Below are 21389 nucleotides of genomic sequence, written 5' to 3' on the forward strand. Positions count from 1 at the left end.
ACCCCTATGGCCGATAAAAAAATCGTTTTACTCATCCTTTTTTTTACCACTATGCGGTTGCTTGTCGCCCCCTCTTTCGGCCTTGGGGTAGATGAAGCCCATTACGTCCTCTACGGATACTATCTGGATTGGAGTTACGTCGATCATCCGCCGCTTGTCGGATGGACGCAAGCTCTTTTTCTTCATCTCTTCGGAGAAAGTGTATTGATCGCGCGACTTCCTGCTATTCTATTAATGGCACTCATCTCATGGCAATGTTACCGCTTTTTACTCACAACTCAAGCAACCAAAACTCAAGCCTTATGGGGAGTTACAGCCCTGAACAGCTCTTTTATGTTCGGAGCGATCGGGCTGATGCTCTTGCCGGAAAATTTTCTCCTTGCGTTGGTTTTCCCTCTGATCACGATTATCATACGTATCGAACAAAGGGGTAAAACCCGCGATTTCATTTGGTTGGGAATCCTATTAGGACTGGCAGGTTTGGGTAAATATACCGCCGTTATTTTCCTCCCTCCGATCCTCCTTTATATACTCATGAAACGCCGATATGACCTGCTTATCAACCCACGGATTCTCCTCAGCGCGGCTATCGGAATCCTTATGATTTTGCCTGTTATCCTGTGGAACGCCTCCCATGAATGGATCAGCTTTACCTATCAGTCTTCTCACGTTGCGGGAAGCAGTACGATAGCATTCAAACCTTTTATCCGCTCCCTGTTGGCACAATTTGGAGCCTATAACCCCTTTTTGTTTCTCATAGCATTCTACGGAGTATTCGTATCGTTCCGTTCTAAAAATCCGGCTATCCTCCTCGCCCTTTGGATCGGACTTGGGTTAGAGCTGTTTTTTATTGCGACCTCCTTTTTAAAGCCGGTTCTTCCCCATTGGCCTGCACTCTTTTATCTCCTATTTATACCTATCGGAGTCGTTTCTCTGTTGAAGCGCGGAGAAAAACACTCAACCGTAGTACGCTATACGGTGATATTTTCACTCCTCTTAAGTGTGATACTCCATGCAGAACTTTTTGGTAAATGGGGGAATTTTCCCGATTACCAATCCCCTTTTCGAGATATTTACGGATTCGATAGGCAAGTTGCTGACGGGGTTACCCTTTTAAAAAACCTCAACTCTCCCAAAACAGCATTGGCAGTTACCAATTGGACGTATGGAAGCCGTCTCGGCTATTACGCAAAATCCTATGGCGTCAAAACCTTTGTACTGGATGATTACAATCGGCAATTTTCTCTCTGGGAAGGGGAAAAACCCGTCGGATACGATCTGCTCATCGTCCATTCCCATTTTTCCGATTCCAACGCACTTAGTTCACTTCGATGTGATTCACTGCGCCCTGTTGCAAAACGAGACACCCTCTTAAATCATCATAAAGTAGATACCGTTGAGTATCTGTGGTGTGTAAATTATCAAGGTAAAAAATGATCCCTAACATACGACTCTTACTCACTGGTCTAAGTGTAATTGCAATCATTTTCTCCTATTTATTTATTGATCAAACAGTAGCAACATGGTCACATTCTCATATTCTGGGAGCCTATCATGAGCTTTTTACAACGATCACCGAATTCGGGGATGCCCTCTACTATCTTGTGGGATTTAGTATTACATCCCTTTTATTTCGCTACGTATGGAAAAAATATCACTGGGCGAATATCACCTTTTTTCTTTTTTCCGTAGTTGCGGCATCGGGAATAAGCGCTGATATTATCAAATGGATCGCAGGACGATACAGACCTTCAGAATTGTTTGCGCATGGATTGTACGGATTTGATTTTCTCCATATTGACCGAGCCCTCACCTCATTCCCCTCAGGCCATACCGCAACAGCATTTGCCCTCGCCACAGCCATCACTTATCTGTGGCCTAAAGCAACTCCGGTATGGCTCTTTGCTGTTCTTATAGGAATCAGTCGACTTATGATTTGTGCCCATTACCCCAGCGATGTGATCGCAGGCGCTTTTGTCGGTACCGCTAGCACACTTATAGTCATACGATTTTGGAATCCCACCACATCAAAATGGCTTCAACCCCTAAAATTCTAGTGGGAATTGTTTATTGAGGCATCATAATTAGCTATTTTCCCTCCATCCAAATGGATGCCAACCTCAACGCTGCAGTTACGTTAGCTAAGGCCTTAAGTGACAAATTTGCTTCAAATTTCCGTCAAAATGGGCTTTATATACAAGAATAGCTAAAAATCGATAAGACCAGCATCCCTTTCATTCAATTGTCAAAAATCTCATATTTACTAAAAACGTCTAAGGCTCTTTGGGCAATGGGAAGAGCCTCTTTGACCGGCGTTATAACCGTATCGTTAAAACTATTTCGTTGTTTATACTTTTCGTCAAGTTCATCATATTTACTCTTTACGAGATCTTGATTCTTGAGTATAAAGTCAAAAAATTTGATTTGCTCTTGTAGGGAGGCAATCATGGTATTATTGCTTTTAGACAGCGTAAATGTTGATATCTTTCTATCGAATCCATACTCTCTTAGATCAAGCACCGTCCCATCGTATTTGATGGAACCGTCATCTTTTTGAAGTTGAAGAATTCCATCTCTTTCCATGATTTTTTTACTTTCTTCAGTGCTTTTCTCCATTGCATCATAATACTCATGGAAAAACGACCTTGAACGATCAAACATCTTTTGAACCATTTCAGTGTTGTCCAAATACGTATCCATCACTTGACTAGCCTTTGCTTTGGCTTCATCAAGAGTTTCTCCATTTTCCAATCCTTCATATATTGCCGCATTCAAAGCTCTAGCTCTCTGCGGAGAGTTTGAGAGGTCAAAGTATTTATCCATTGTATTATTGGGATGTTGTTTCATAACGGAAGCGATAAAAGCTTCCCGCTCTTCATCACGCGGCAAACCGCCGTTATAGTGGTTTGGTCCTTCCGTTTTTAGGGATTCAGCCATCTTTGCGTCTTGTAGGGCTTTTGCTTTCGCCTCGGCCTCTGGAGTTGGGCTTTCAATCGGAACTAAATATTTTTTGGCAAATTCATCAATCGTAAGATAATCAGGATATCTCTCTCGTATCAGCTTTGTTTGTAAATCCTCTATCTCTTGAGAAAACTTTTCAGGCATAGGGGTGTAGATATCTTTGTACTTCTCTTCCATTTGCGCCATTTTATCTGTTGCTTTTGTCTGCTCCACGCTTTGCGTTTGCGAACTCTCTTGTATAGCCGTTGCTAGTGGGCTATCTTTTGTCTCGCTCGCAGTCTGCGATGCTTGTTGTTTTATTTCTATCTCTTGCTGTGTCGTTATGGGTTCTTGAGTTTCATTTTGAACCTCTGTAGTTGCTTTTGTAGGTTCTTCTTTTTTTTGTATTTCAGTATTTTGATCCGTTTGCTGTGTTTGCGTAGGAGTTGTTGTACTTTCGTACGCCGACGTAGCTTTAGTCTTGTTGGTTGTGTAAACTTGCGCTGAATTTGCTGAGGATGTTACGATCATGAAGTGCTCCTAACCTGTATTAAACATATTTCAAGCAAGAAATATTCCAATTTATACCGATAGGTCTGTATTTAAATCCTGGTTATTAATCAAATAGATACTTTTATGCAATATAATTATTTATTAATTTATCGGATGCCAAAAGTATGAAAAAGACAGAAAAACTACTTATAGATATAACCTTCGATCTTTTGTATAAAAAAGGGTATTGCGCTACTAGTTTAATGGATATTTTAAAAATAGCCAAAATCACCAAAGGAGCGATGTACTACCATTTTACCAACAAAAATGAGTTAGTTTTGGCGAGTATACACCATTATTTAGAGACTATTTTACAAGCACACTGGATAGCCCCTTTCGACGAGAGCGAACACCCTATCGAGACATTAATACAACAGATCAATGCCTATCTGTATATGTATGCAGATACGGAGAGTTTTTTGGAGATCAAACACGGTTGTCCGCTCATCAATTTCGTACTGGATATGAGTGACAAAGACGAAGCATTTTTCAGCTATCTCCAAAGTGTCTATGCTAGATGGCAAGAATCGGTCAATAAAGTACTTCAAAAAGCACAAGAACTAAAGCAGACTAAAACCCAGTTCGATACCAACGATCAAGCCCTTTTTATTATTTCATCCATAGAAGGCTCAATCGGTGTCGCAAAAGCACATAATAATTTAGAATCGTTAAAAAAAAGTTTTGCAGTTTTAACAAAGTATGTTGGAAGTTTATAAACTATCACCGTTGTAGTTGTCAATTGTGAACACACCTCGGGTTATTCAGAAGAGAGAACTATTTCCCCCATACCTTCTCGATCCATTCTCCCATCTTTGCTTCGTAGCCGCTGTTTTTAAACTCGACAAATTTGAGCGGTTTTGAGAGATATTTCTGCTCTACCCACCCGCCGAAGTCATGCGGATAGAGATACCCTTTGTGCTGCTGGCGCAAATGTTCGGGAATATCCATAAGCACCCCGTTTTTCACAGCATTTTGTGCGGCATTGATCGCATTGTAGGCGGTATTGGATTTTGGGGATGCACAGAGATAAATTACCGCTTGAGCAAGGATAATTCTCGCTTCGGGATAGCCGATTTGCTTGACACTCATCATCGCTGAAGTTGTCAAAATGAGCGCCTGAGGATTGGCATTACCCACATCTTCACTCGAAAGGATAACAAGACGCCGCGCAATAAACTCCGGCGGCTCTCCCCCCTCAATAAGACGTGCGAGATAATAGATAGCCGCATCAGGATCGCTCCCGCGAATACTTTTAATCAAGGCCGAAGCAAGATCATAATGGACTCCCGCTTCCGAACTTCCCAAACTCTGCGCCGCAGGACGGAGTGATTTTAAGAGTGCCAATGTGATCGGTTTACCCAGTGCGGATGCAACTTCGAGAAGTTTAAGCATCGCCCTAGCATCACCGCCCGAACTGCTGATCAAATATTCACGTGCCTCGTCATCGACCGCCACGGCTGTTCGAACTAACAAATCGTCTAACGCTTCAAAACCGATAGAGTGCAATTCAAACAACAATGAGCGCGATCGCATCGCCGCAGTAAGCGAGAAATAGGGATTTTCTGTCGATGCACCGATCACTAACACACTGTTTTTTTCCATAACCGGCAATAACACTTCCTGCTGATTTTTTGCGAGGCGGTGCACCTCATCGATAAAAACAAGGGGTTTGGTTAAAGAGCCTTCATATTGGTCAAAAATTTTGCGAAGCTGCTCGATTTTAAGTGAAGTGGCATTAAATTCATAAAAGGGCATTTCCATAACGGCAGCAATAATTCGAGCAAGGGTTGTTTTGCCGCATCCGGGAGGGCCGTAAAAAAAAGAGTGGGTAAGGTTGCCGCTCTCGCACAGAGAACGGAGTGGAGCATCGGGTGAGCATAGATGAGACTGACCTACCACATCGTCAAATTTTTTCGGACGAAGCAGATAGGTAAAGTCTGCCACAATTAACCTGCGATGACTTTGATAATCACTTCGCGTGCCTGGCGAGGGCCATCGAATTCACCGAAAAACACCCCCTGCCATTTACCAAACATCGGACGCCCATCCAATACCGGAATACTGACCGATGCACCCATACGAGAAGATTTCAGATGCGCTGCCGCATTATCCCCTACGTGCGTATAAGGTTCATCATTCGGAATCACCTTACTCAGTGCACTCAAAAGATCACGACGAAGGTTCGGATCGGCGTTTTCAAATAAAAAAACACTTCCCGTCGTATGGGGGGTAAATACGACACAAACGCCCTCTTTGATCCCCGATTTAATCACTGCCTCTTTCACCTCAGCACTGATATCCATCAACTGTGTTTTATGACTGGTTGGAAATTTCAATATTTTCATTTTTTATAAGCCCCTTTTGCAAATTTTTTATCCGGATTGTATTTATTGGTTGAAAACGAGTCATTCTCCGGCTTCGCTTTTACTTTTGCCCGGTCTTTGGTAAAGACTCTTTTTTCAGACTTGGCTTTCTCTTTGGCAAACTTCGGCTCCGGCTTGCGCTCGGTTTTATACTCCGGTTTCCCTTCGGCTCTTGGGGCTTTGGGTTGCGATTTTTGTTTCATTTTGCCCGCTTTCTCGCTGGCATCTAAAAATTCTCTCAAAGAGGTATATTCGTTACGCTCTAAAAAACGGACTTTTCCCGTAGGGAGGTTATTGAGTTCAATCCCCCCGAAACTCAGTCGTTTCAAGTCAACGATTTCAGCGCCAAAATGGGCAAAAAAGCGGCGCAATTCCCGGTTTTGTCCCTCTCCGATAGCCACTTTCAGAATCGAATAATCCCCTTGATCTTTTTGCACCTGATAGGCATAAAACGGAGCGAAGCTCATCGGCCCGGCTTCAGCATGCTCGTGTGCTCCCGCGCTGGCATCTTCAAGTTCCAAACCTTCCCCCATGGCCACTTTCATTGCATCGGTAACGGGGCCTTTGATTTTAAGCTTGTAGACCCGTTCCATTTTGGAAGTCATCAATGCCGTAGCAACCCGAGATGCATCGGTGAGGAGCAACAACCCCTCCGAGGCAAAGTCAAGACGTCCCACAGGGATAAAATGTCGATACGTTTTTGAAAGCGAATCGTAGATTGTTTTGCGCCCTTGAGGATCTTTCTTGGTCACCAGTTCCCCGCGAGGTTTGTTGTAAACGATCACCGTAAATTGATCGGTTGCGGTGATTTTATTACCGCTCACACTCACATTTGCATGACGTTCATCCACCGAAACAGCGGGATTCTTTTCAATTTCACCGTCGATACGGACATATCCGTCCAAAATAGCCTGATCGGCTTCACGACGGGAATACGTCGAGTAATGAGCAATAAATTTATTTAAACGCATCATGAGATACCTGCTTCCACGAGTGTATGAAGGTGCAATGCACCTTGAATAATGCCGTTTTGGTCAGTGACCACCAGCAACTGAATTTTTTTGTTTTCGATCAAAACCAACGCATCGCTTGCAAGCATCGTAGCGTCACTGATGACAAGAGGATTTTTAGTAGCAAACATTTTGGCAGGAGCCTCCAGTGAAAATGTCTCACTCAAAAGTGCTCTGCGAATATCGCCATCGCTGAGCAATCCTGACAATTTTCCTGATTCATCGGTAAGCATCGCTGTACCGAGTCTCCCCTCGCTAAGGGTTAAAAGTGCCTCTTTTAGCGGAGTGTTTTCATCGACAATCGGCAAATTTTCGGTACGCATCAAATCGGACACTTTGACAAACAGCCGTTTGCCCAATGCTCCGCCGGGATGGAAGGAGGCAAAATCCTCTTTCTGAAAATTGCGGGCCTTCATCAAACACACCGCAAGAGCATCCCCCATAGCAAGAGTAAGGGTCGTTGAGCTTGTCGGGGCTATATCGAGAGGACACGCTTCGGCTGAAACATTGATATTAATCACCTCATCGCTGTAACGGCCCAACGTTGAATCAGCATTTCGCGTCATCCCGATCAGAGGGATATCAAAACGTTTGATGTGAGGGAGGATGGAACTGAGTTCCGGACTCTCCCCGCTGTAGCTGATTGCAAGAACTGCATCTTCTTTACCGATCATCCCTAAATCACCGTGAAGCGCTTCGGTAGGATGAAGAAAAAAACTGGGTGTCCCCGTAGAGGCAAACGTCGCGGCAATTTTGGCACCGATCAGTCCTGATTTCCCCACTCCGGTAATAACCAGTTTTCCACGGCACGCGAGGATAATTTCCACGGTTCGGGTGATCTCATCACCTACCCTCCCCATCGCTTCGACAAGGGCATTGGATTCGATTTCAAGTGTCTTGCAGGCTATTGCGATATAATCGTTTTTCATAAAAGTTATTATACTCCAATAACCCTTTAAAACAGGTATTTCAATGCAAAACCTTTATAGTGAAGTGACCTCTCTTGATCAGCGTGCTGTGAGTAAATTCGCGTTAAGCGAAGAACTTATGATGGAGCATGCGGCTGCATCTATGGGCCATTATATTCTGGAACACTTCCCCCCTGCTTCTTCTGTTTTGATCGTCTGTGGAAACGGAAATAATGGAGCTGATGGACGGATCCTCGCACGGCAGCTCGAAGGGGATTATCGTATTTCACTTCAGTATCAAAACGATACGCACTACGACGTCATCGTCGATGCCCTCTTTGGCAGTGGGCTTAATCGCGGCCTCGACCCTGCAACGTGCGAACTGCTCGATCTGCTTAATCGCTTTGATGCTTTTAAAATAGCCTGCGATGTCCCCAGCGGTTTGTTCGCAAACGGGGCACTCGACCCCCATACCTTTAAAGCCGATCTCACCATCACTATGGGGGGACTTAAACGGAGTCTCTTTAGTGACGCAGCCAAAGAATACGTGGGTGAAATCCGTGTTGCCAATCTTGGGATTTCACGCTCACGCTATGAAATATCCTCGACATGGCAATTACTCGATCCAAGCGATCTGTCTCTGCCGCTTCGTACACAAATTTCCACTCACAAAGGAAGCTACGGACATTTAAGTGTTATCTGCGGCGAGAAAATCGGGGCTTCGATCATCGCAGGTTCTGCCGCCCTCCGTTTCGGTACGGGTTTGGTCAGTTTAATCAGCAATGAAAACGTCACCATCCCCTTCGAACTGATGCAGAGTCATTCGCTCCCCTCGACTGCAACCGCCATTGCACTGGGAATGGGATTGGGAGAAGAGTTTTGCGACGATGAACTCTCAGAGTTGCTGGATAACGACCTTCCGCTTGTTCTCGATGCCGATATTTTTTATCACACATTATTTAGTACGCTATTGATGCGTAAACAGATTGTTCTAACCCCTCATCCCAAAGAGTTCACCCACATCTTACGGGTATGCGGAATCGCCGATATAGACGTGAAAACCTTACAAAACGATCGATTTGCCTATGTCGAACAGTTTTGCGCAGCGTATCCTAATGCCGTGTTACTTCTAAAAGGCGCCAATGTCATCATCGGTACCCAAGAGCGTTTTTTCATCAATCCTCACGGCACGGTTGCTTTGGCGAAGGGAGGGAGCGGGGATGTTCTGAGCGGCCTTGTCGGCGCACTCCTCGCACAAGGCGTTGACCCAATGAACGCCGCACTTCAAGCCTCGCTTGCACACACACTTGCAGCGCAAAAATTTGACAAGAACAACTACGCACTCACCCCCTATGACATTATCGAAGGAATCACAACATTATGAAGCGTATCGTCGCACTTTTTAGCGGCGAGGGGACCAACCTCGCCAATATAATCGAAAAAATCCACCATAAACACGCCCTCATAACCTGCGCTATTACCAATAATCCTAATGCTGCAGGGATTGCCAAAGCACGCGCAGCCGGCATACCGGTCGAAGTGATCGATCATACCCTCTTTCCCTCCAGAGAAGCGTATGATGAAGCCTTAGTGCAGAGTATTCGCGACTACAATCCTGACCTCGTTGTATTGTGCGGATTTATGCGGATTTTAACCCCCATATTCACATCCAATATCCGCTCCATCAACCTTCACCCCTCGCTCCTCCCCGCATTCAAAGGGGCCAAAGCTATTGAGCGGAGTTTTGAAAGTGATGAACAAGTTTGCGGTGTAAGTGTCCATTGGGTCACGGATGAACTCGACGGCGGTGACATAATCTTGCAAAAAAGTTTTACCAAAAATTCATCCGATACTTTAGAAGAATTTTCGGCTAAAATTCGCCAAATCGAGCATGAAATATTGCCCCTGAGTATTATTCAATTGCTAAAGGAACTTTAAAATGCACACATTACAAATCGGAAAATACACCCTCGGCAGCCGCCTCATCGTAGGAAGCGGCAAATATGACTCATTTGAAACGACCAAAGCTGCCACCCTTGCATCAGGCTCTGAACTCATTACCGTAGCCGTCCGCCGTCTCAATATTACCAACCCCAATGAAGCCAATCTACGCGATACCTTTGCCGGAACCAATGTCAAATTCCTCCCTAACTCCGCAGGATGTACCACTGCCGAAGAGGCGATCACCCTTTTCCGTCTTACCCGCGAAGCGACAGGAATCGACCTGATCAAGCTCGAAGTCATCGGGGATACCCTAAAAACGCTCTATCCCGATGTTTTAGAAACGATCAAAGCGTGTGAAGTGTTAGCCAAAGAGGGGTTTACGATCATGGCCTACACCAGTGATGATCCGATTATGGCCCGCCGTCTTGAAGATGCGGGAGCACATGCTATTATGCCCCTTGCAGCACCGATCGGATCAGGATTGGGTGTCCAAAACCGTTATAACATTGTGTTTGTACGTGAAGCGGTAAAAGTGCCTATCATCGTTGATGCAGGTATCGGATGCGCAAGCGATGCGGCATTGGCGATGGAGCTCGGAGCAGACGGGGTTTTAACGAATACCGCTATTGCTCAGGCTCAAAACCCTATCCTTATGGCGGAAGCGATGAAAAATGCTGTCATTGCAGGTCGTTTAAGCTACCTGGCAGGACGTATTCCGAAACGTCCCTATGCAACCGCAAGCTCGCCGGTTGACGGGATGATCCAATTCTAATTAACACACCTACGCTAACACTGAGTTTACTTCAACAGTAAGCTCAGGTGCCCTTTTTGCAAGTTATCTTGACATTTTTAAAATAGTACACTATAATTTCGCCTCACTAATTTAGCTCGCAAGAGTCATTTTAGGAATGTGTCGGGGCGTAGCTCAGTATGGTTAGAGTACTTGGTTTGGGACCAAGGGGCCGGAGGTTCGAGTCCTCTCGCCCCGACCATGTTTTTTCTTTATATGTATCATTTCAAACAGATTCTTTTTCAGATGGTGGAATTAGCTCAGTCGGTTAGAGCATCAGGTTGTGGTTCTGAGGGTCGTGGGTTCGATTCCCATATTCCACCCCATTTGTTTCTGGTTTGAAACACTTTTGATACGCGATGTTTTAGAAGGCGATTGTGCGTTCGTAGCTCAACTGGATAGAGTAACGGACTTCGGATCCGTAGGTTATAGGTTCGAACCCTATCGGGCGCACCATATACTCATGCGTCCTTAGCTCAGCTGGATAGAGCAATGCCCTTCTAAGGCATCGGTCAGAGGTTCGAATCCTCTAGGGCGTACCACCTTAGACTTTTTATGTGCGGATGTGGTGAAATTGGTAGACACGCCAGACTTAGGATCTGGTGCCGCAAGGTGTGGAGGTTCAAGTCCTCTCATCCGCACCATCACTTTATAATACTTCTTTCTTTTATTTCCCATTACTCATTTTTTATACACCAATTCCCATTATTTTTGATAACTTTTTGTTCATTAACAGTAAAATCATATTGAGAAAGCATGATTGCGTATATAAAATCAAAACAAGCAGGTTTTAATGGGATTATTTAGTACCAAAATTCCAAAAACAGAAGGTTCCGGCCTCGCTCGGCATTTGAATCTTTTGGATGTCTCTTTCATCGGTGTCGGTGCCATCATCGGAGCGGGGATATTTGTCATCACGGGTCAAGCGGCGGCAACTACGGCAGGACCGGCTATCGTGTTGTCCTTTTTGGTTGCGGCCGTAGCGATCGGCATTACGGCGTTAATCTATGCAGAAATGAGTTCGATCTATCCTGTATCGGGAAGCGCATACAACTATACCTATGCTACACTGGGTGAGTTTTTCGCTTGGCTGGTCGGATGGAATCTGCTTCTCGAATACGGTGTTGCCACCAGTGCCGTCGCAACGGGGTGGTCGGGCTATTTTCGCACCTTTATCGATACCAATTTTCATATTGCCCTCCCCACCGCACTCAGCGGTGCCTATGATCCTGCCAAAGGGACCTTTGTTGATTTGAGCGCATTTCTGGTTATTTTCTTCATCTTTGCCCTCCTTGCGATCGGAATCAAAGAGAGCGCACGAGTCAATAACATTATTGTCTATATAAAGATTGCTGTGTTATCGATATTCGTGTTCTTCGGATTGCAGCATTTCGATATCAACAATATCCGAAATTTCTTCCCGTTTGGTTTTGAGGGGGTGTGGCATGCGACAAGTTTAATCATTTTTGCCTATTTAGGATTTGATGCGATCTCTACTGTCGCCGAAGAGACCAAAGACCCAACGAAAACGATCCCGAAAGCGTTGATGCTCGCGCTCGCATTTTCAACCCTCTTCTTCATATTGGTCAGTTTCACCCTCACCTCTATGGTCAATTACAAAGAGCTTAATGTCCCTGATGCCCTCGCATTTGCGATGGTCAAAGTGGATGAGCCTTTTCTGGCCAGCATTATCGCTTTGGGCGCCGTCGTCACCATCACAACCGTAATGCTTGTTATGGGATTGGGCTTCACCCGCGTCGCGTTTGCCCTCTCACGTGACGGATTCCTCCCGAAAAAGCTGTGTGAAGTTCACCCTAAATACAATACCCCTTTCAAACTCACCCTTATAGGCGGCTTCTTCCTTGCATTTCTTGCCGGATTCGTACCGCTAAAAATTTTGGCTGAACTCGTCAATATCGGAACCCTCTTCGCCTATTTTATCGTTGCGGTCGCCATTATCTTGTTACGCCGTAAGGGTCTGGTAGGGACGTTTCGTGTTCCGATGTTCTGGGTACTGATACCTCTGAATTTCTTCCTCTTATTGTTTATCATGTCGGGATTGGAATTGCACACGTGGATACGATTTGTCATTTGGAGCGGTATTGGAATCGGCATCTATTTTTTAATGCGCGGACGTTTAACTAAAGATTAGTGTAATCCGGTACCTTTTCTCATCGTGAAGAATTTCATAGCTAAATTGGAGTTCTTCGCTGATCCGTTTTAGTATTTTTTGCCCGATCTTGGAGCTAAACAGATATTTGTCTTCCCCCACCTCATTTACCAGCGAGAGGCTGCGACGAACAGGATCAATTTCAATATCAATGACACTCCCCTCAACTGCATACGTCATCGCATTCTCAATCAAAGCTACCAGTACTTTATTCAACACTTTTTCGGGAATATTGACCGTAAAATTTTGAATTGGCAAATGAATACGCAATCGTTTTCGCTGTGCGAGGATGTCTACTTTATGAATTATGGTTCTAAGGGCCTGATTCATATCCACTAAAACCGGATCTTCAAAATCGGAACTCTCCAGAAAAAGGACATTTTTCAATTCCGTCGTTAACCGCTCGATATCGCTTCCCAAATCGGCGATAAATTTGGTTTTATCGTACCCTACACTGTTTTCATACACATCCAAACGTGAACGCATCAGTGCAAGCGGTGTTTTAAGCTCGTGCGCCGCTTCTTTGAATAACTCTTTTTCTTTGGAACGATACCCTTCAATACGACGGATTAATGCACTAAATGCATAGGAAACTTCGGCTATCTCATACCCCGGATTGTCCAACGCAAATTCAAACGGATCACCGTTCTTCCATGCCCTTGTTTTTTGTGCCAATATCCCCAAGGGTTTCATGTAATAATGTAAGAGAGCAAAACTGACAATTAAAATCGCCAACAGAGAATAAAAATACCGCACGAGAAGCTTTTGGGCGTATTTATCAACCGAGGCACGTACTTTAAGATCATCACTGAGCGCATTGAGGTAAAGGCCGTTAGGAAGTTCTACCGATGCGCATATAAGATTCTGAGACTTCGGCAAGGGGCTTTTGGAAATCATAAACCGTAAATGATTGGATTCGGAATTGCGTAAAACCATCTGATTGTGGGGAACGGCATACAAAAAGGAGAGATTGCTATGAGTATCCAAAGGCTCAGTTATATATTCATCCACACTCTCAATCAGAATATGGTGGAGAACTTTTTCTAGATCTTCAACTTTTTCCCCCTGCATAGTTTCCGTTGCAACACCCCAGTTAATACTAAAAGCGATAGCCATCAATAACGAAAACAATAAAGCTATTTGAATCTTCAGCGATCCGCTTTGTTTAACGTTCAATCAGGTATCCCCGTGTTTTAATGGTTTTAATGAGGGAAGGGTGAAGTTTTTTACGGAGCCGTGCGACCAATTCATCTACCGCATTTTGGGTAACGTTCTGAGGATTATCGTACAGAGCATCCATGATCTCTTCGCGCGTTGCCACCGATTCTCGAGAGAGAAGGTAAAACAAGAGGGTTTGTTCATTTTTACTAAGGGTAATCGGAATACCCTCTTTGAGAACACTCTGAGTGGCAAGATCAATTTCGATCCCCTCAAAATGTTTGATTTTAGGTGAAAAACGACGAGCTAATGCACTGATACGGGCCCATAATTCTTTGATGTCAAACGGTTTTTCAAGATAATCGTCTGCACCGAATTCAAAACCTTGAACTTTATCATCAACACTGCCAAGCGCACTGAGTACCAATACGGGAAGCTGCGGATGTTTCGCTTTAGAATAACGGATGAGTTCATGGACTCTATCGACACCGTTAAAGGTACGATCCAGTAGAACCACTTGATAGTGATAGGCATCCAGATGCGCTTTTGCTTCCTCTATTGTGGAAACCGTATCTACAATCCACTCCCCTTGCAATGAGAATTTTAACAGTTCAAGCAATTCTTCTTCATCATCCGCAATTAAAATTCGCATCTATATCTCATTAACCTCATAGCTAAATATTTTAAGGGTTTTACCTTTCAGTTCACCCTTTATTGCCTGAGCAAGAGGAGGTATCTCTTCCTTTTCCGCAAAAAGGCGAAACAATCCAAACTCCCGTCTCGCGCTCACCTGCTCTTCGGGACTGATTAAAAATGCCCCTGCCCCATAATGACTGCAACGGAAAAAGTAAAAATCATCATACCCTTTTGCCAGTAAAAAATCGACCAGAGTATCTTTGTTTTCCATCTCGAAATAGATATCCATCCCTTTTAGGCTCATCGTTTTCCCCTTAGATAGATCATTTTAAAGGCCGGCGGTAAAATCAATAGCGTTAGGATGGTGGAGGTAACCAGTCCCCCTAAAACAACGATGGCAAGGGGTTTCTGAACCTCGCTTCCGACTCCGGTAGCAAATAACAGGGGCAATAAGCCCAACGCCGCGATAAACGCCGTCATCAGTACCGGTCGAAGCCGCCGCGTTGCCCCATCCCGAACGGCTTCGTCAATCGTACTGCCATTTTTGAGTAATGTATTAAAATAACTCACCATCACCACACCGTTAAGGACGGCGATCCCGAAGAGGGCGATAAATCCGACCGACGCGGGGACGGAGAGATACTCACCGCTGAGGGTAAGTGAGATAATCCCCCCGGTAACAGCAAAGGGGATATTGAGCAATATCAGCAATGTTGAGTTTACGGATCGGAATGTGAAAAATAAGATTAAAAAGATAACCCCGATACTGACCGGGATAACGGTCATCAATTTAGCTGCCGCGCGCTGTTGATTCTCAAACTGTCCGCCAAATACCAAATGATACCCTTTTGGGAGAGGGACATTTTGGGCAATTTTTTGTTTCGCCTCTTCGACAAATCCAACCAAATCTCGCCCCTCTACGTTGGCGCGAACGGTACTCAGTCGCTCGGCATTTTCGCGATCTACTTTCAATACACCCTCAACCGACTCTATATCAGCGATGCTGGAAATCGGCACCGATATCCCCTCGCTCAACGGAAGTTCAAGCGACTTAAACAATCCCATATCCTGAGAGACTTCGCTATCAAGGCGCATCAATACCGGTATTCTTGAATTTTTGATCGGAAGTTCTGTAATTGTAACCCCCTCTAACGCTGTTTTCAGAAAAAGGCCCAATTCTGCCGTATCCACCCCTGTTTTAGCCGATTCAATCCGGTTTGGCTTAACCCGCAGATAATTTACCCCCTCGTTTAACGTGGTAAATACCTCGGAAGAACCTTTGATTTTTTCCAACGTCGTTGCTATTTTTTCACTGAGAGCATTCAAAGTTTCGATATCAGTACCGTAGATTTTAACGGCTAAATCACCCCGTGAACCGGTTAGCATCTCGGAAACCCGCATCTCAATAGGCTGGGTAAATCCAAAACTGATCCCGGGAAAATTTTTGATGGCATCATGAATTTTTGCTTTAACCTCCTCTTTATTCGCAGCTTTCCACTCCTCCATCGGTTTAAGGGTAATAAAGGTGTCGGTTTGATTCAATCCCATCGGATCAAGTCCGAGCTCATCCGACCCTGTTCGTGCAATAATTCTTTTCACTTCAGGGACATGTGCCAAAATAGATCGCTGTATCGCCAGATTGAGTTCTTTGGATTCATCCAACGAAATGGACGGCGGTGTTTCAACCCCCAAAATAATATCTCCCTCATCTAGGGTAGGCATAAAACTTTTACCCACAACCCCAAAAAGGGAGAAACTGATCACTAAAAAAATGATCGCTCCTATAAAAAGAGTTTTCGTACGATTGAGGGCGAACGAGAGCATCGGGGCATACATACGGGCAAAAAAAGCCCCCAAATGGGTCTCTTCATGCGGTGTACTTTTTAGAATCAGCGAAGCAACCACCGGAATAAGAGTCAAAGATAAAACCAAGGAACCGAACAATGCAAAAACAATGGTCATCGCTACAGGGGCAAAAAGTTTCCCCTCCAACCCTTCGAGGGTCAACAACGGCAAAAAGACGACGGCAATAATCAAAATACCGCTGAATACCGCTATGCTAACCTCTTTAGTCGCGCGGTATACCTGATGAAGTTTTGGAAGCGATTGATCATTTTTGCTCAATTGAGCAAAAACATTTTCGACCACTACGACTGCCGAATCGACTAACATCCCGATTGCAATCGCCAATCCGCCCAAACTCATCAAATTCGCACTCAATCCGAAATATTTCATCATTAAAAAAGCAATCGCAAGTGAAAACGGCAAAATCACACTCACCGCTATCGCCGCTCGAATATCCCCCAAAAAGAGCATCAAGAGGATAATAACCAAAACGATGGCTTCAACCAATGCTTTTGTTACCGTTCCGACCGCTTTGTCGATCAAATTACTTCGATCATAAAAAGGGACAATACTGACCCCTTCAGGAAGCTGTGGTTCAAGCTGTTTGAGCCGCTCTTTGATCTGAACAATGGTCTCTTTGGCATTCGCCCCTTTGAGGGTCAGAACCAACCCCTCGGTTGCTTCACCTACCCCGTCTTTGGTTACAAATCCCATCCGTGTTCTGGCATCATCGCGCACTTCACAAAAATCGCCGATTCGGATCGGACCATTCGGAGAGTGGATAGTAATATTGGCAATCTCGTCGGGATCTTTTACACCGCTTTCAACTTTAACCAAAAAACTCTCTTCATGCTCATCAATCCGCCCCGCTCCATCATTTTTGAGATTCTTTTCCAGAGCATCCTGAAGGGTACTCAGCGGAATTCCCAAGTGACGCATCGCCATAAAATCGGGTTGTACGACAATCGCTCGGACTTCTCCCCCCAGCGCATTCACATCCGCAACCCCTTTAGCACCTCGTAAAGCAGGACGAATCATAAAATCAAGCAGTTCACGCTTGGCTTTTTGGCTGATTTCCCCTTCGATGGTGAACATAAACGCTTCACCCAACGGAGTCGTGATCGGGGCCATCCCTCCGCTCACCCCTTTGGGAAGATTTGGCAAGATACTTCCAAGTTTTTCAGAGACTTGTGCGCGGGCACGATAGATATCCGAACCGTCGAAAAAATCGATCGTTACATCGGCGATACCGTATTTCGATGTACTTTTGAGAAGTTTTTCATTTTCCAGCCCCAAAAGTTCGGCTTCAAGCGGTTTAACAACTCTACTCTCCACCTCTTCGGGTGTCATCCCCGGAGCTTTCATAATAATTTTAACTTGAGTCGAAGAGATATCCGGGAATGCGTCAATCGGGATTTTAAAGAAGGAGTAGACCCCATACAAAAAAAGGGCCAGAGAGAGGAGAATAACAATCAGTCGTTGTTTGAGAGAAAATTCAATAATAGAATTAAGCATTATTCAAATCCCATACCGCTTAAAATACCTTTGAGATTAATAATCCCTTCGGTCACAACCTGGTCATGAGGGGCAAATCCTTCTGCCTTAACAGCGATATGTTCTTTGTAGATTTTTTGAATTGCTACCGTTTTCGGTTCAAATCCGGTCGCCGTTTTCACAAAACAGATATCTTGACCTTTGTATTTGGTCACTGATACCCGAGGAAGCAGCATCCAGTTTTCCATTTTGCTCGATGCAATAAAAAATTCACTCGATGTTCCCGCTCGATAATCTTCGTTGGCTTTGGTAATGGTCGCTACGGCGGTAGCGGAGTTGTTCATCATATCCACCGAAGAGGAGACTGCACTCACTTTTCCTACTTGAGCCCCTGTTTTATCCATGACATCCGCCCCTTTGTGGACTGATCCGATCATTTTAGGGGGAATTTTGATATATGCACTAAAGGCACTTGCATTCGCTATTTTCAAATAGGGGACAAAAGGGTCAATTTTTTCTCCGGTTTTAATCGGAGCATGGGCAAGAATTCCGTCTTGATGAGCGCGAATCGTAAAAATCATCCCATCTTTAGGTGCCATATCTGCTCCGGAAAAAATAAACCGGTTCTGTATTTCACCGACTTTCGCTTGAAGACTCATCACTTCGAGGGTACTTTTTTGGGATTCACGCTGAGAGATCACTCCGTCTTTATACAATCCGGCATCCTTTTTAGCATACTCCTGTGCTAATTTAAGGCGATTACGGATATCGATCAATTCGTATCGGCTTGCGAGAAGTTCAGAGGAAGCAATTTTACAAATTGCCTCCCCTTTTTTGACACGATCCCCCGTTTGCTTCATTAACTCTACCACCGTCGCTTCCGAACTGAGGGTATAATTTTTAGACCCTTTATCGCTGTATTCAAACAATCCGATAAAAGGACCCATCGCTTCACTCTTAATCAAATGAACCGTATCAAGTTTAATCCCTATTCTTTTTATTTGCTCATTGTTCATTGTGATTTGTGCGATAGCGGCAGTCGCTATAGACAGTAAAAGTAAACTCCACTTCATTACCAAATTCTCCCTAGTTTTTCTTCCATAGCGCTCATCTCTTCGACATAATCCGCCTTAAGGGCGACACTACGCAACCGAGCATCATAAAAAGCGTTCTTGGTTGCCAAATACTCAAATTGGGACACAACGCCCCCTTCAAATCCTTTGTGTGCCATGCGAAAAAGGTTTTCATAGCTTTTTTCTGCCGCCATCAATTCTTTAATTCGGTTTTCTCTCTCTTCAAGATGCTCCAATGCCCCGAAAACACTTACACGTAATTTCCCCTCGGCGCTATTGCGTTGAGCGATTAAGGCACTGCGCTCACTCATCAGTGCGGCAATTTTCTTTTCATTCTTTTCACTCCAAACCAGAGGGATGATCACTTTCATATCGACACTGTTTTGAATCGGTTCCTTCGTCACACCAACCCCAACACTCATTCGGTCTACTCGTGAGCGGCGTAATACTTCAATCTCCGCATTCAACTCTTCTTCACGCCCTCGTAAAAGGGTGATAGAAGATGCCTCATTGATCCGCTTTTGTGTTTGCCCTTCATCATGGATAAAAGAGAACGGGAGATCATCTACTACGACCTCTTCTTTAATCATCGTCATCTCTTGCAAGCGCAATTGGGCATGTTCCGCTTCCATAGCTGCTATAGCATACTCTTGCGTCGCATTATGCAATTCAGTCTCTTGACGAAGCAATTCCATCTGCGACATGCGACCGGATTGGTATTTTTTGGACGAGAGGCGATAAGCCTCCTCAGCAAATGCTTTTTTCTCCGCTAATATGTTTACCCGTTCTATACTTAGTTGTGAGAGCAGCCAATCTTTTTTCAAAGCGACTTGAATCGAGCCTTGCTGCCGTTTGAGTTCATATTGAAATACTTTTGAACGAATATCGTACTGACGATACTGTGCACTCACCACTTGAGGGTTCTTCATCGTAAATCCGACCATCATCCCATATTCCAGCCCATTGGCGCTGGGATCATCCGCTCGAATACGGCGGGTAGTTCCCTCTAGCGATAAGGGTTCGCTGGCAACAACCGATGCCCGTTCATACTCGGTCGCTTCTACTTTTCCACCGAGGGTAATCATTTCGCCGGAAACGCCATAGGCCCGTTCTGATACCTCTTGAAAGCTCATAGCACACCCCAGTAAAGGGATAAAGATCACTCCATAGCCTATAATACTCCGTGTCAAAACGGAACTTCTTTTCATAAGAAAACCTTCACACTATAATAATTAAGAGAAAGTATAATGGGTGTAGATGAGAAAATCTTGAGAGCTATCACCCCATCGCTTCATCAAATTGATTTACTTTTTCTCGCGCTTGTGCAATAATCGGTTCAAATCGTTCATAGGTAATCGCGTGTTTCTCTAAAAACTGATCAATAGCCTCTACATCAAACATCTCAATCGCTCGAACCATGGTTAATAACTCACCGTAAAATCCATCCCCTTCAAACAATGCCCGCTCAATTTCAGGAGCCACATTTAGTCTATGAAGCAATTCCCGATGCGGAATTTGAAAAAGCAAATGAATTAAAGAGAGCATCCCCACAAAATAAGCGGTAGATAGTTGTTTTTTACTCGGTGCAGGGGTAGTTAGTGCTAGGAGTTGTGTCATCAACTCCGTACGCTCTACCACCATCAACAATAGGGGAATCGTATTTCTATCCGAATTCTGTGCTTCCGAATACATCAGCAGCATCACCCATCGTGCCAATGGTTCACGCCCCATCAATGTCAAAACATGGCGGATTGAAGAAACAGGATTGCGCAGTGAAAAGATTGCCGAATTGATGAATCGGATTAATTTTAGACTGACCATATGATTTTTTTCAAACGCTTCGACCAAAACATCGATCGCTTCATCGGCTTGGAGCATATTCCATAATCGCATCACTTCCATCGGATCGAGAGAAAATGAAGGGTTTTCAAGTACTTTGGGCTTAGAGATAAAAAACCCTTCAAAATAGCTAAATCCTTGCACGACACATGCAGCATGCATATCGTGTGACTCTATTTTAGCGCCAATAAGAGGTATCCCCAATTTGTGGATTCTCTGGTACGACTCACCTATCAGACTTTCACTGTATGTCGTATCTACCTTAATATAACTCATATAGGAGAATATTGGGGAAAACTTCTCTATATTCTCAGGGGTAAGCGGGAGGTCATTCAGGGCAAAACGATATTCTTGCGCGGTATATTGAGCAAGAGATTTCTGCAATAGTTCATCTACTATACTAGTTTCCAACAAAGCAAATACTATTCGATCTTTTGGAAGTAAATCAATCAGTCCGTGGACAATAACATCCCGGTCAACGCGAATAAATCCCAACCGCTTACCTAAAATCGGATCAATGCCAAAGGAACTTTGAAGATTATTGATAAGAATAGCCGTAGCATGCTCTACGGTTTCAGTCGTAGGCTTTGTATACAACAAGTCATAAGCAAACACTTTCCCTTTTGCATCAACAATCGGTTGACGCCCGATATAGCTTCTTCCCATC

General features: G+C 44.4%; 19 protein-coding genes and 5 tRNA genes. 12 read left to right on the plus strand and 12 right to left on the minus strand.

Annotation, left to right across the window (positions count from 1 at the left end):
* Positions 1–6 precede the first annotated feature (6 nt).
* Positions 7–1437 carry a glycosyltransferase family 39 protein gene (locus WC407_RS11270; protein WP_373022764.1) on the plus strand — a complete coding sequence of 477 codons (1431 nt, stop codon included), beginning with the start codon at positions 7–9 and terminating at the stop codon, positions 1435–1437.
* Positions 1434–2057, plus strand: coding sequence for a phosphatase PAP2 family protein (locus WC407_RS11275; protein WP_373022765.1), 624 nt, complete (start codon positions 1434–1436; stop codon positions 2055–2057). The genes WC407_RS11270 and WC407_RS11275 overlap by 4 nt, the downstream gene beginning before the upstream one ends.
* 181 nt (positions 2058–2238) lie before the next feature.
* Here WC407_RS11275 and WC407_RS11280 read toward each other — a convergent pair whose 3' ends face one another.
* Positions 2239–3471 carry a hypothetical protein gene (locus tag WC407_RS11280; protein WP_373022766.1) on the minus strand — a complete coding sequence of 411 codons (1233 nt, stop codon included), beginning with the start codon at positions 3469–3471 and terminating at the stop codon, positions 2239–2241.
* A gap of 146 nt (positions 3472–3617) precedes the next feature.
* Between WC407_RS11280 and WC407_RS11285 the strand changes: the two genes are divergently transcribed.
* The gene (locus WC407_RS11285) at positions 3618–4208 is read left to right on the plus strand and encodes a TetR/AcrR family transcriptional regulator (RefSeq protein ID WP_373022767.1); all 591 of its coding nucleotides are present in this window, start codon (positions 3618–3620) and stop codon (positions 4206–4208) included.
* 58 nt (positions 4209–4266) lie between these two features.
* Here the strand turns inward: WC407_RS11285 and WC407_RS11290 are convergent, their stop codons facing one another.
* From WC407_RS11290 to WC407_RS11305, 4 genes are read right to left on the minus strand one after another with little or no spacing between them, the layout of a single operon-like run.
* Positions 4267–5436, minus strand: a complete 1170-nt coding sequence (locus WC407_RS11290) for a replication-associated recombination protein A (protein WP_373022768.1) — start codon at positions 5434–5436, stop codon at positions 4267–4269.
* Positions 5437–5438: 2 nt separating this feature from the next.
* The gene (locus WC407_RS11295) at positions 5439–5837 is read right to left on the minus strand and encodes a secondary thiamine-phosphate synthase enzyme YjbQ (protein WP_373022769.1); all 399 of its coding nucleotides are present in this window, start codon (positions 5835–5837) and stop codon (positions 5439–5441) included.
* On the minus strand, positions 5834–6829 hold the full coding sequence (locus WC407_RS11300; RefSeq protein ID WP_373022770.1) for a pseudouridine synthase: 996 nt from the start codon (positions 6827–6829) through the stop codon (positions 5834–5836). Before WC407_RS11300 ends, WC407_RS11295 begins: the two co-directional genes overlap by 4 nt.
* Entirely contained in the window at positions 6826–7794 is a 969-nt protein-coding gene (locus WC407_RS11305) for an SIS domain-containing protein (RefSeq protein WP_373022771.1), read from the minus strand. The genes WC407_RS11300 and WC407_RS11305 overlap by 4 nt, the downstream gene beginning before the upstream one ends.
* Before the next feature lie 43 nt (positions 7795–7837).
* Here WC407_RS11305 and WC407_RS11310 point away from each other — a divergent pair, with 43 nt between their 5' ends.
* The 9 genes from WC407_RS11310 (at position 7838) to WC407_RS11350 (ending at position 12659) form a co-directional block, all read left to right on the plus strand.
* The gene (locus WC407_RS11310; RefSeq protein ID WP_373022772.1) at positions 7838–9157 is read left to right on the plus strand and encodes an NAD(P)H-hydrate dehydratase; all 1320 of its coding nucleotides are present in this window, start codon (positions 7838–7840) and stop codon (positions 9155–9157) included.
* The gene (purN, locus tag WC407_RS11315; RefSeq protein WP_373022773.1) at positions 9154–9711 is read left to right on the plus strand and encodes a phosphoribosylglycinamide formyltransferase; all 558 of its coding nucleotides are present in this window, start codon (positions 9154–9156) and stop codon (positions 9709–9711) included. Before WC407_RS11310 ends, purN begins: the two co-directional genes overlap by 4 nt.
* A 1-nt stretch (position 9712) precedes the next feature.
* Positions 9713–10489, plus strand: coding sequence for a thiazole synthase (locus tag WC407_RS11320; protein WP_373022774.1), 777 nt, complete (start codon positions 9713–9715; stop codon positions 10487–10489).
* Positions 10490–10631: 142 nt separating this feature from the next.
* Positions 10632–10709, plus strand: a tRNA-Pro gene (locus WC407_RS11325).
* Positions 10710–10756: 47 nt separating this feature from the next.
* Positions 10757–10833 (plus strand) — tRNA-His (locus WC407_RS11330).
* 53 nt (positions 10834–10886) lie between these two features.
* A tRNA-Arg gene (locus tag WC407_RS11335) sits at positions 10887–10963 on the plus strand.
* Positions 10964–10972: 9 nt separating this feature from the next.
* Positions 10973–11049, plus strand: a tRNA-Arg gene (locus WC407_RS11340).
* A 17-nt stretch (positions 11050–11066) separates the two neighbouring features.
* Positions 11067–11151, plus strand: a tRNA-Leu gene (locus tag WC407_RS11345).
* Between the two features lie 149 nt (positions 11152–11300).
* A complete protein-coding gene (locus WC407_RS11350) occupies positions 11301–12659 on the plus strand; it encodes an amino acid permease (protein ID WP_373022775.1) in 1359 nt (452 codons plus the stop codon).
* On the opposite strand, the gene WC407_RS11355 is transcribed toward WC407_RS11350, so the two are convergent.
* The 7 genes from WC407_RS11355 to WC407_RS11385 all read right to left on the minus strand — a co-directional run bounded on the left by WC407_RS11355 (position 12645) and on the right by WC407_RS11385 (position 21388).
* Entirely contained in the window at positions 12645–13853 is a 1209-nt protein-coding gene (locus WC407_RS11355; protein ID WP_373022776.1) for a sensor histidine kinase, read from the minus strand. The two genes, WC407_RS11350 and WC407_RS11355, sit on opposite strands and share 15 nt — an antisense overlap.
* A complete protein-coding gene (locus tag WC407_RS11360) occupies positions 13843–14487 on the minus strand; it encodes a response regulator transcription factor (protein ID WP_373022777.1) in 645 nt (214 codons plus the stop codon). The genes WC407_RS11355 and WC407_RS11360 overlap by 11 nt, the downstream gene beginning before the upstream one ends.
* A complete protein-coding gene (locus tag WC407_RS11365) occupies positions 14488–14775 on the minus strand; it encodes a DUF3240 domain-containing protein (protein WP_373022778.1) in 288 nt (95 codons plus the stop codon).
* Entirely contained in the window at positions 14772–17831 is a 3060-nt protein-coding gene (locus tag WC407_RS11370) for an efflux RND transporter permease subunit (protein WP_373022779.1), read from the minus strand. The genes WC407_RS11365 and WC407_RS11370 overlap by 4 nt, the downstream gene beginning before the upstream one ends.
* A complete protein-coding gene (locus WC407_RS11375) occupies positions 17831–18883 on the minus strand; it encodes an efflux RND transporter periplasmic adaptor subunit (RefSeq protein WP_373022780.1) in 1053 nt (350 codons plus the stop codon). The genes WC407_RS11370 and WC407_RS11375 overlap by 1 nt, the downstream gene beginning before the upstream one ends.
* Complete coding sequence (locus WC407_RS11380; RefSeq protein WP_373022781.1) at positions 18883–20091, minus strand: TolC family protein; 1209 nt, start codon at positions 20089–20091, stop codon at positions 18883–18885. Before WC407_RS11380 ends, WC407_RS11375 begins: the two co-directional genes overlap by 1 nt.
* Positions 20092–20161: 70 nt before the next feature.
* Positions 20162–21388, minus strand: coding sequence for an EAL and HDOD domain-containing protein (locus WC407_RS11385; RefSeq protein WP_373022782.1), 1227 nt, complete (start codon positions 21386–21388; stop codon positions 20162–20164).
* Position 21389 lies beyond the last annotated feature (1 nt).

The sequence above is a fragment of the Sulfuricurvum sp. genome, from assembly GCF_041651515.1.
In the GTDB taxonomy this organism is placed as follows: domain Bacteria; phylum Campylobacterota; class Campylobacteria; order Campylobacterales; family Sulfurimonadaceae; genus Sulfuricurvum.

Coding starts and splice junctions, on each gene's coding strand:
- WC407_RS11270 (WP_373022764.1), top strand. CDS start 7: ATGGCCGATAAAAAAATCGTTTTACTCATCCTTTTTTTTACCACTATG.
- WC407_RS11275 (WP_373022765.1), top strand. CDS start 1,434: ATGATCCCTAACATACGACTCTTACTCACTGGTCTAAGTGTAATTGCA.
- WC407_RS11280 (WP_373022766.1), bottom strand. CDS start 3,471: ATGATCGTAACATCCTCAGCAAATTCAGCGCAAGTTTACACAACCAAC.
- WC407_RS11285 (WP_373022767.1), top strand. CDS start 3,618: ATGAAAAAGACAGAAAAACTACTTATAGATATAACCTTCGATCTTTTG.
- WC407_RS11295 (WP_373022769.1), bottom strand. CDS start 5,837: ATGAAAATATTGAAATTTCCAACCAGTCATAAAACACAGTTGATGGAT.
- WC407_RS11300 (WP_373022770.1), bottom strand. CDS start 6,829: ATGATGCGTTTAAATAAATTTATTGCTCATTACTCGACGTATTCCCGT.
- WC407_RS11305 (WP_373022771.1), bottom strand. CDS start 7,794: ATGAAAAACGATTATATCGCAATAGCCTGCAAGACACTTGAAATCGAA.
- WC407_RS11310 (WP_373022772.1), top strand. CDS start 7,838: ATGCAAAACCTTTATAGTGAAGTGACCTCTCTTGATCAGCGTGCTGTG.
- purN (WP_373022773.1), top strand. CDS start 9,154: ATGAAGCGTATCGTCGCACTTTTTAGCGGCGAGGGGACCAACCTCGCC.
- WC407_RS11320 (WP_373022774.1), top strand. CDS start 9,713: ATGCACACATTACAAATCGGAAAATACACCCTCGGCAGCCGCCTCATC.
- WC407_RS11350 (WP_373022775.1), top strand. CDS start 11,301: ATGGGATTATTTAGTACCAAAATTCCAAAAACAGAAGGTTCCGGCCTC.
- WC407_RS11360 (WP_373022777.1), bottom strand. CDS start 14,487: ATGCGAATTTTAATTGCGGATGATGAAGAAGAATTGCTTGAACTGTTA.
- WC407_RS11365 (WP_373022778.1), bottom strand. CDS start 14,775: ATGAGCCTAAAAGGGATGGATATCTATTTCGAGATGGAAAACAAAGAT.
- WC407_RS11370 (WP_373022779.1), bottom strand. CDS start 17,831: ATGCTTAATTCTATTATTGAATTTTCTCTCAAACAACGACTGATTGTT.
- WC407_RS11375 (WP_373022780.1), bottom strand. CDS start 18,883: ATGAAGTGGAGTTTACTTTTACTGTCTATAGCGACTGCCGCTATCGCA.
- WC407_RS11380 (WP_373022781.1), bottom strand. CDS start 20,091: ATGAAAAGAAGTTCCGTTTTGACACGGAGTATTATAGGCTATGGAGTG.
- WC407_RS11385 (WP_373022782.1), bottom strand. CDS start 21,388: ATGGGAAGAAGCTATATCGGGCGTCAACCGATTGTTGATGCAAAAGGG.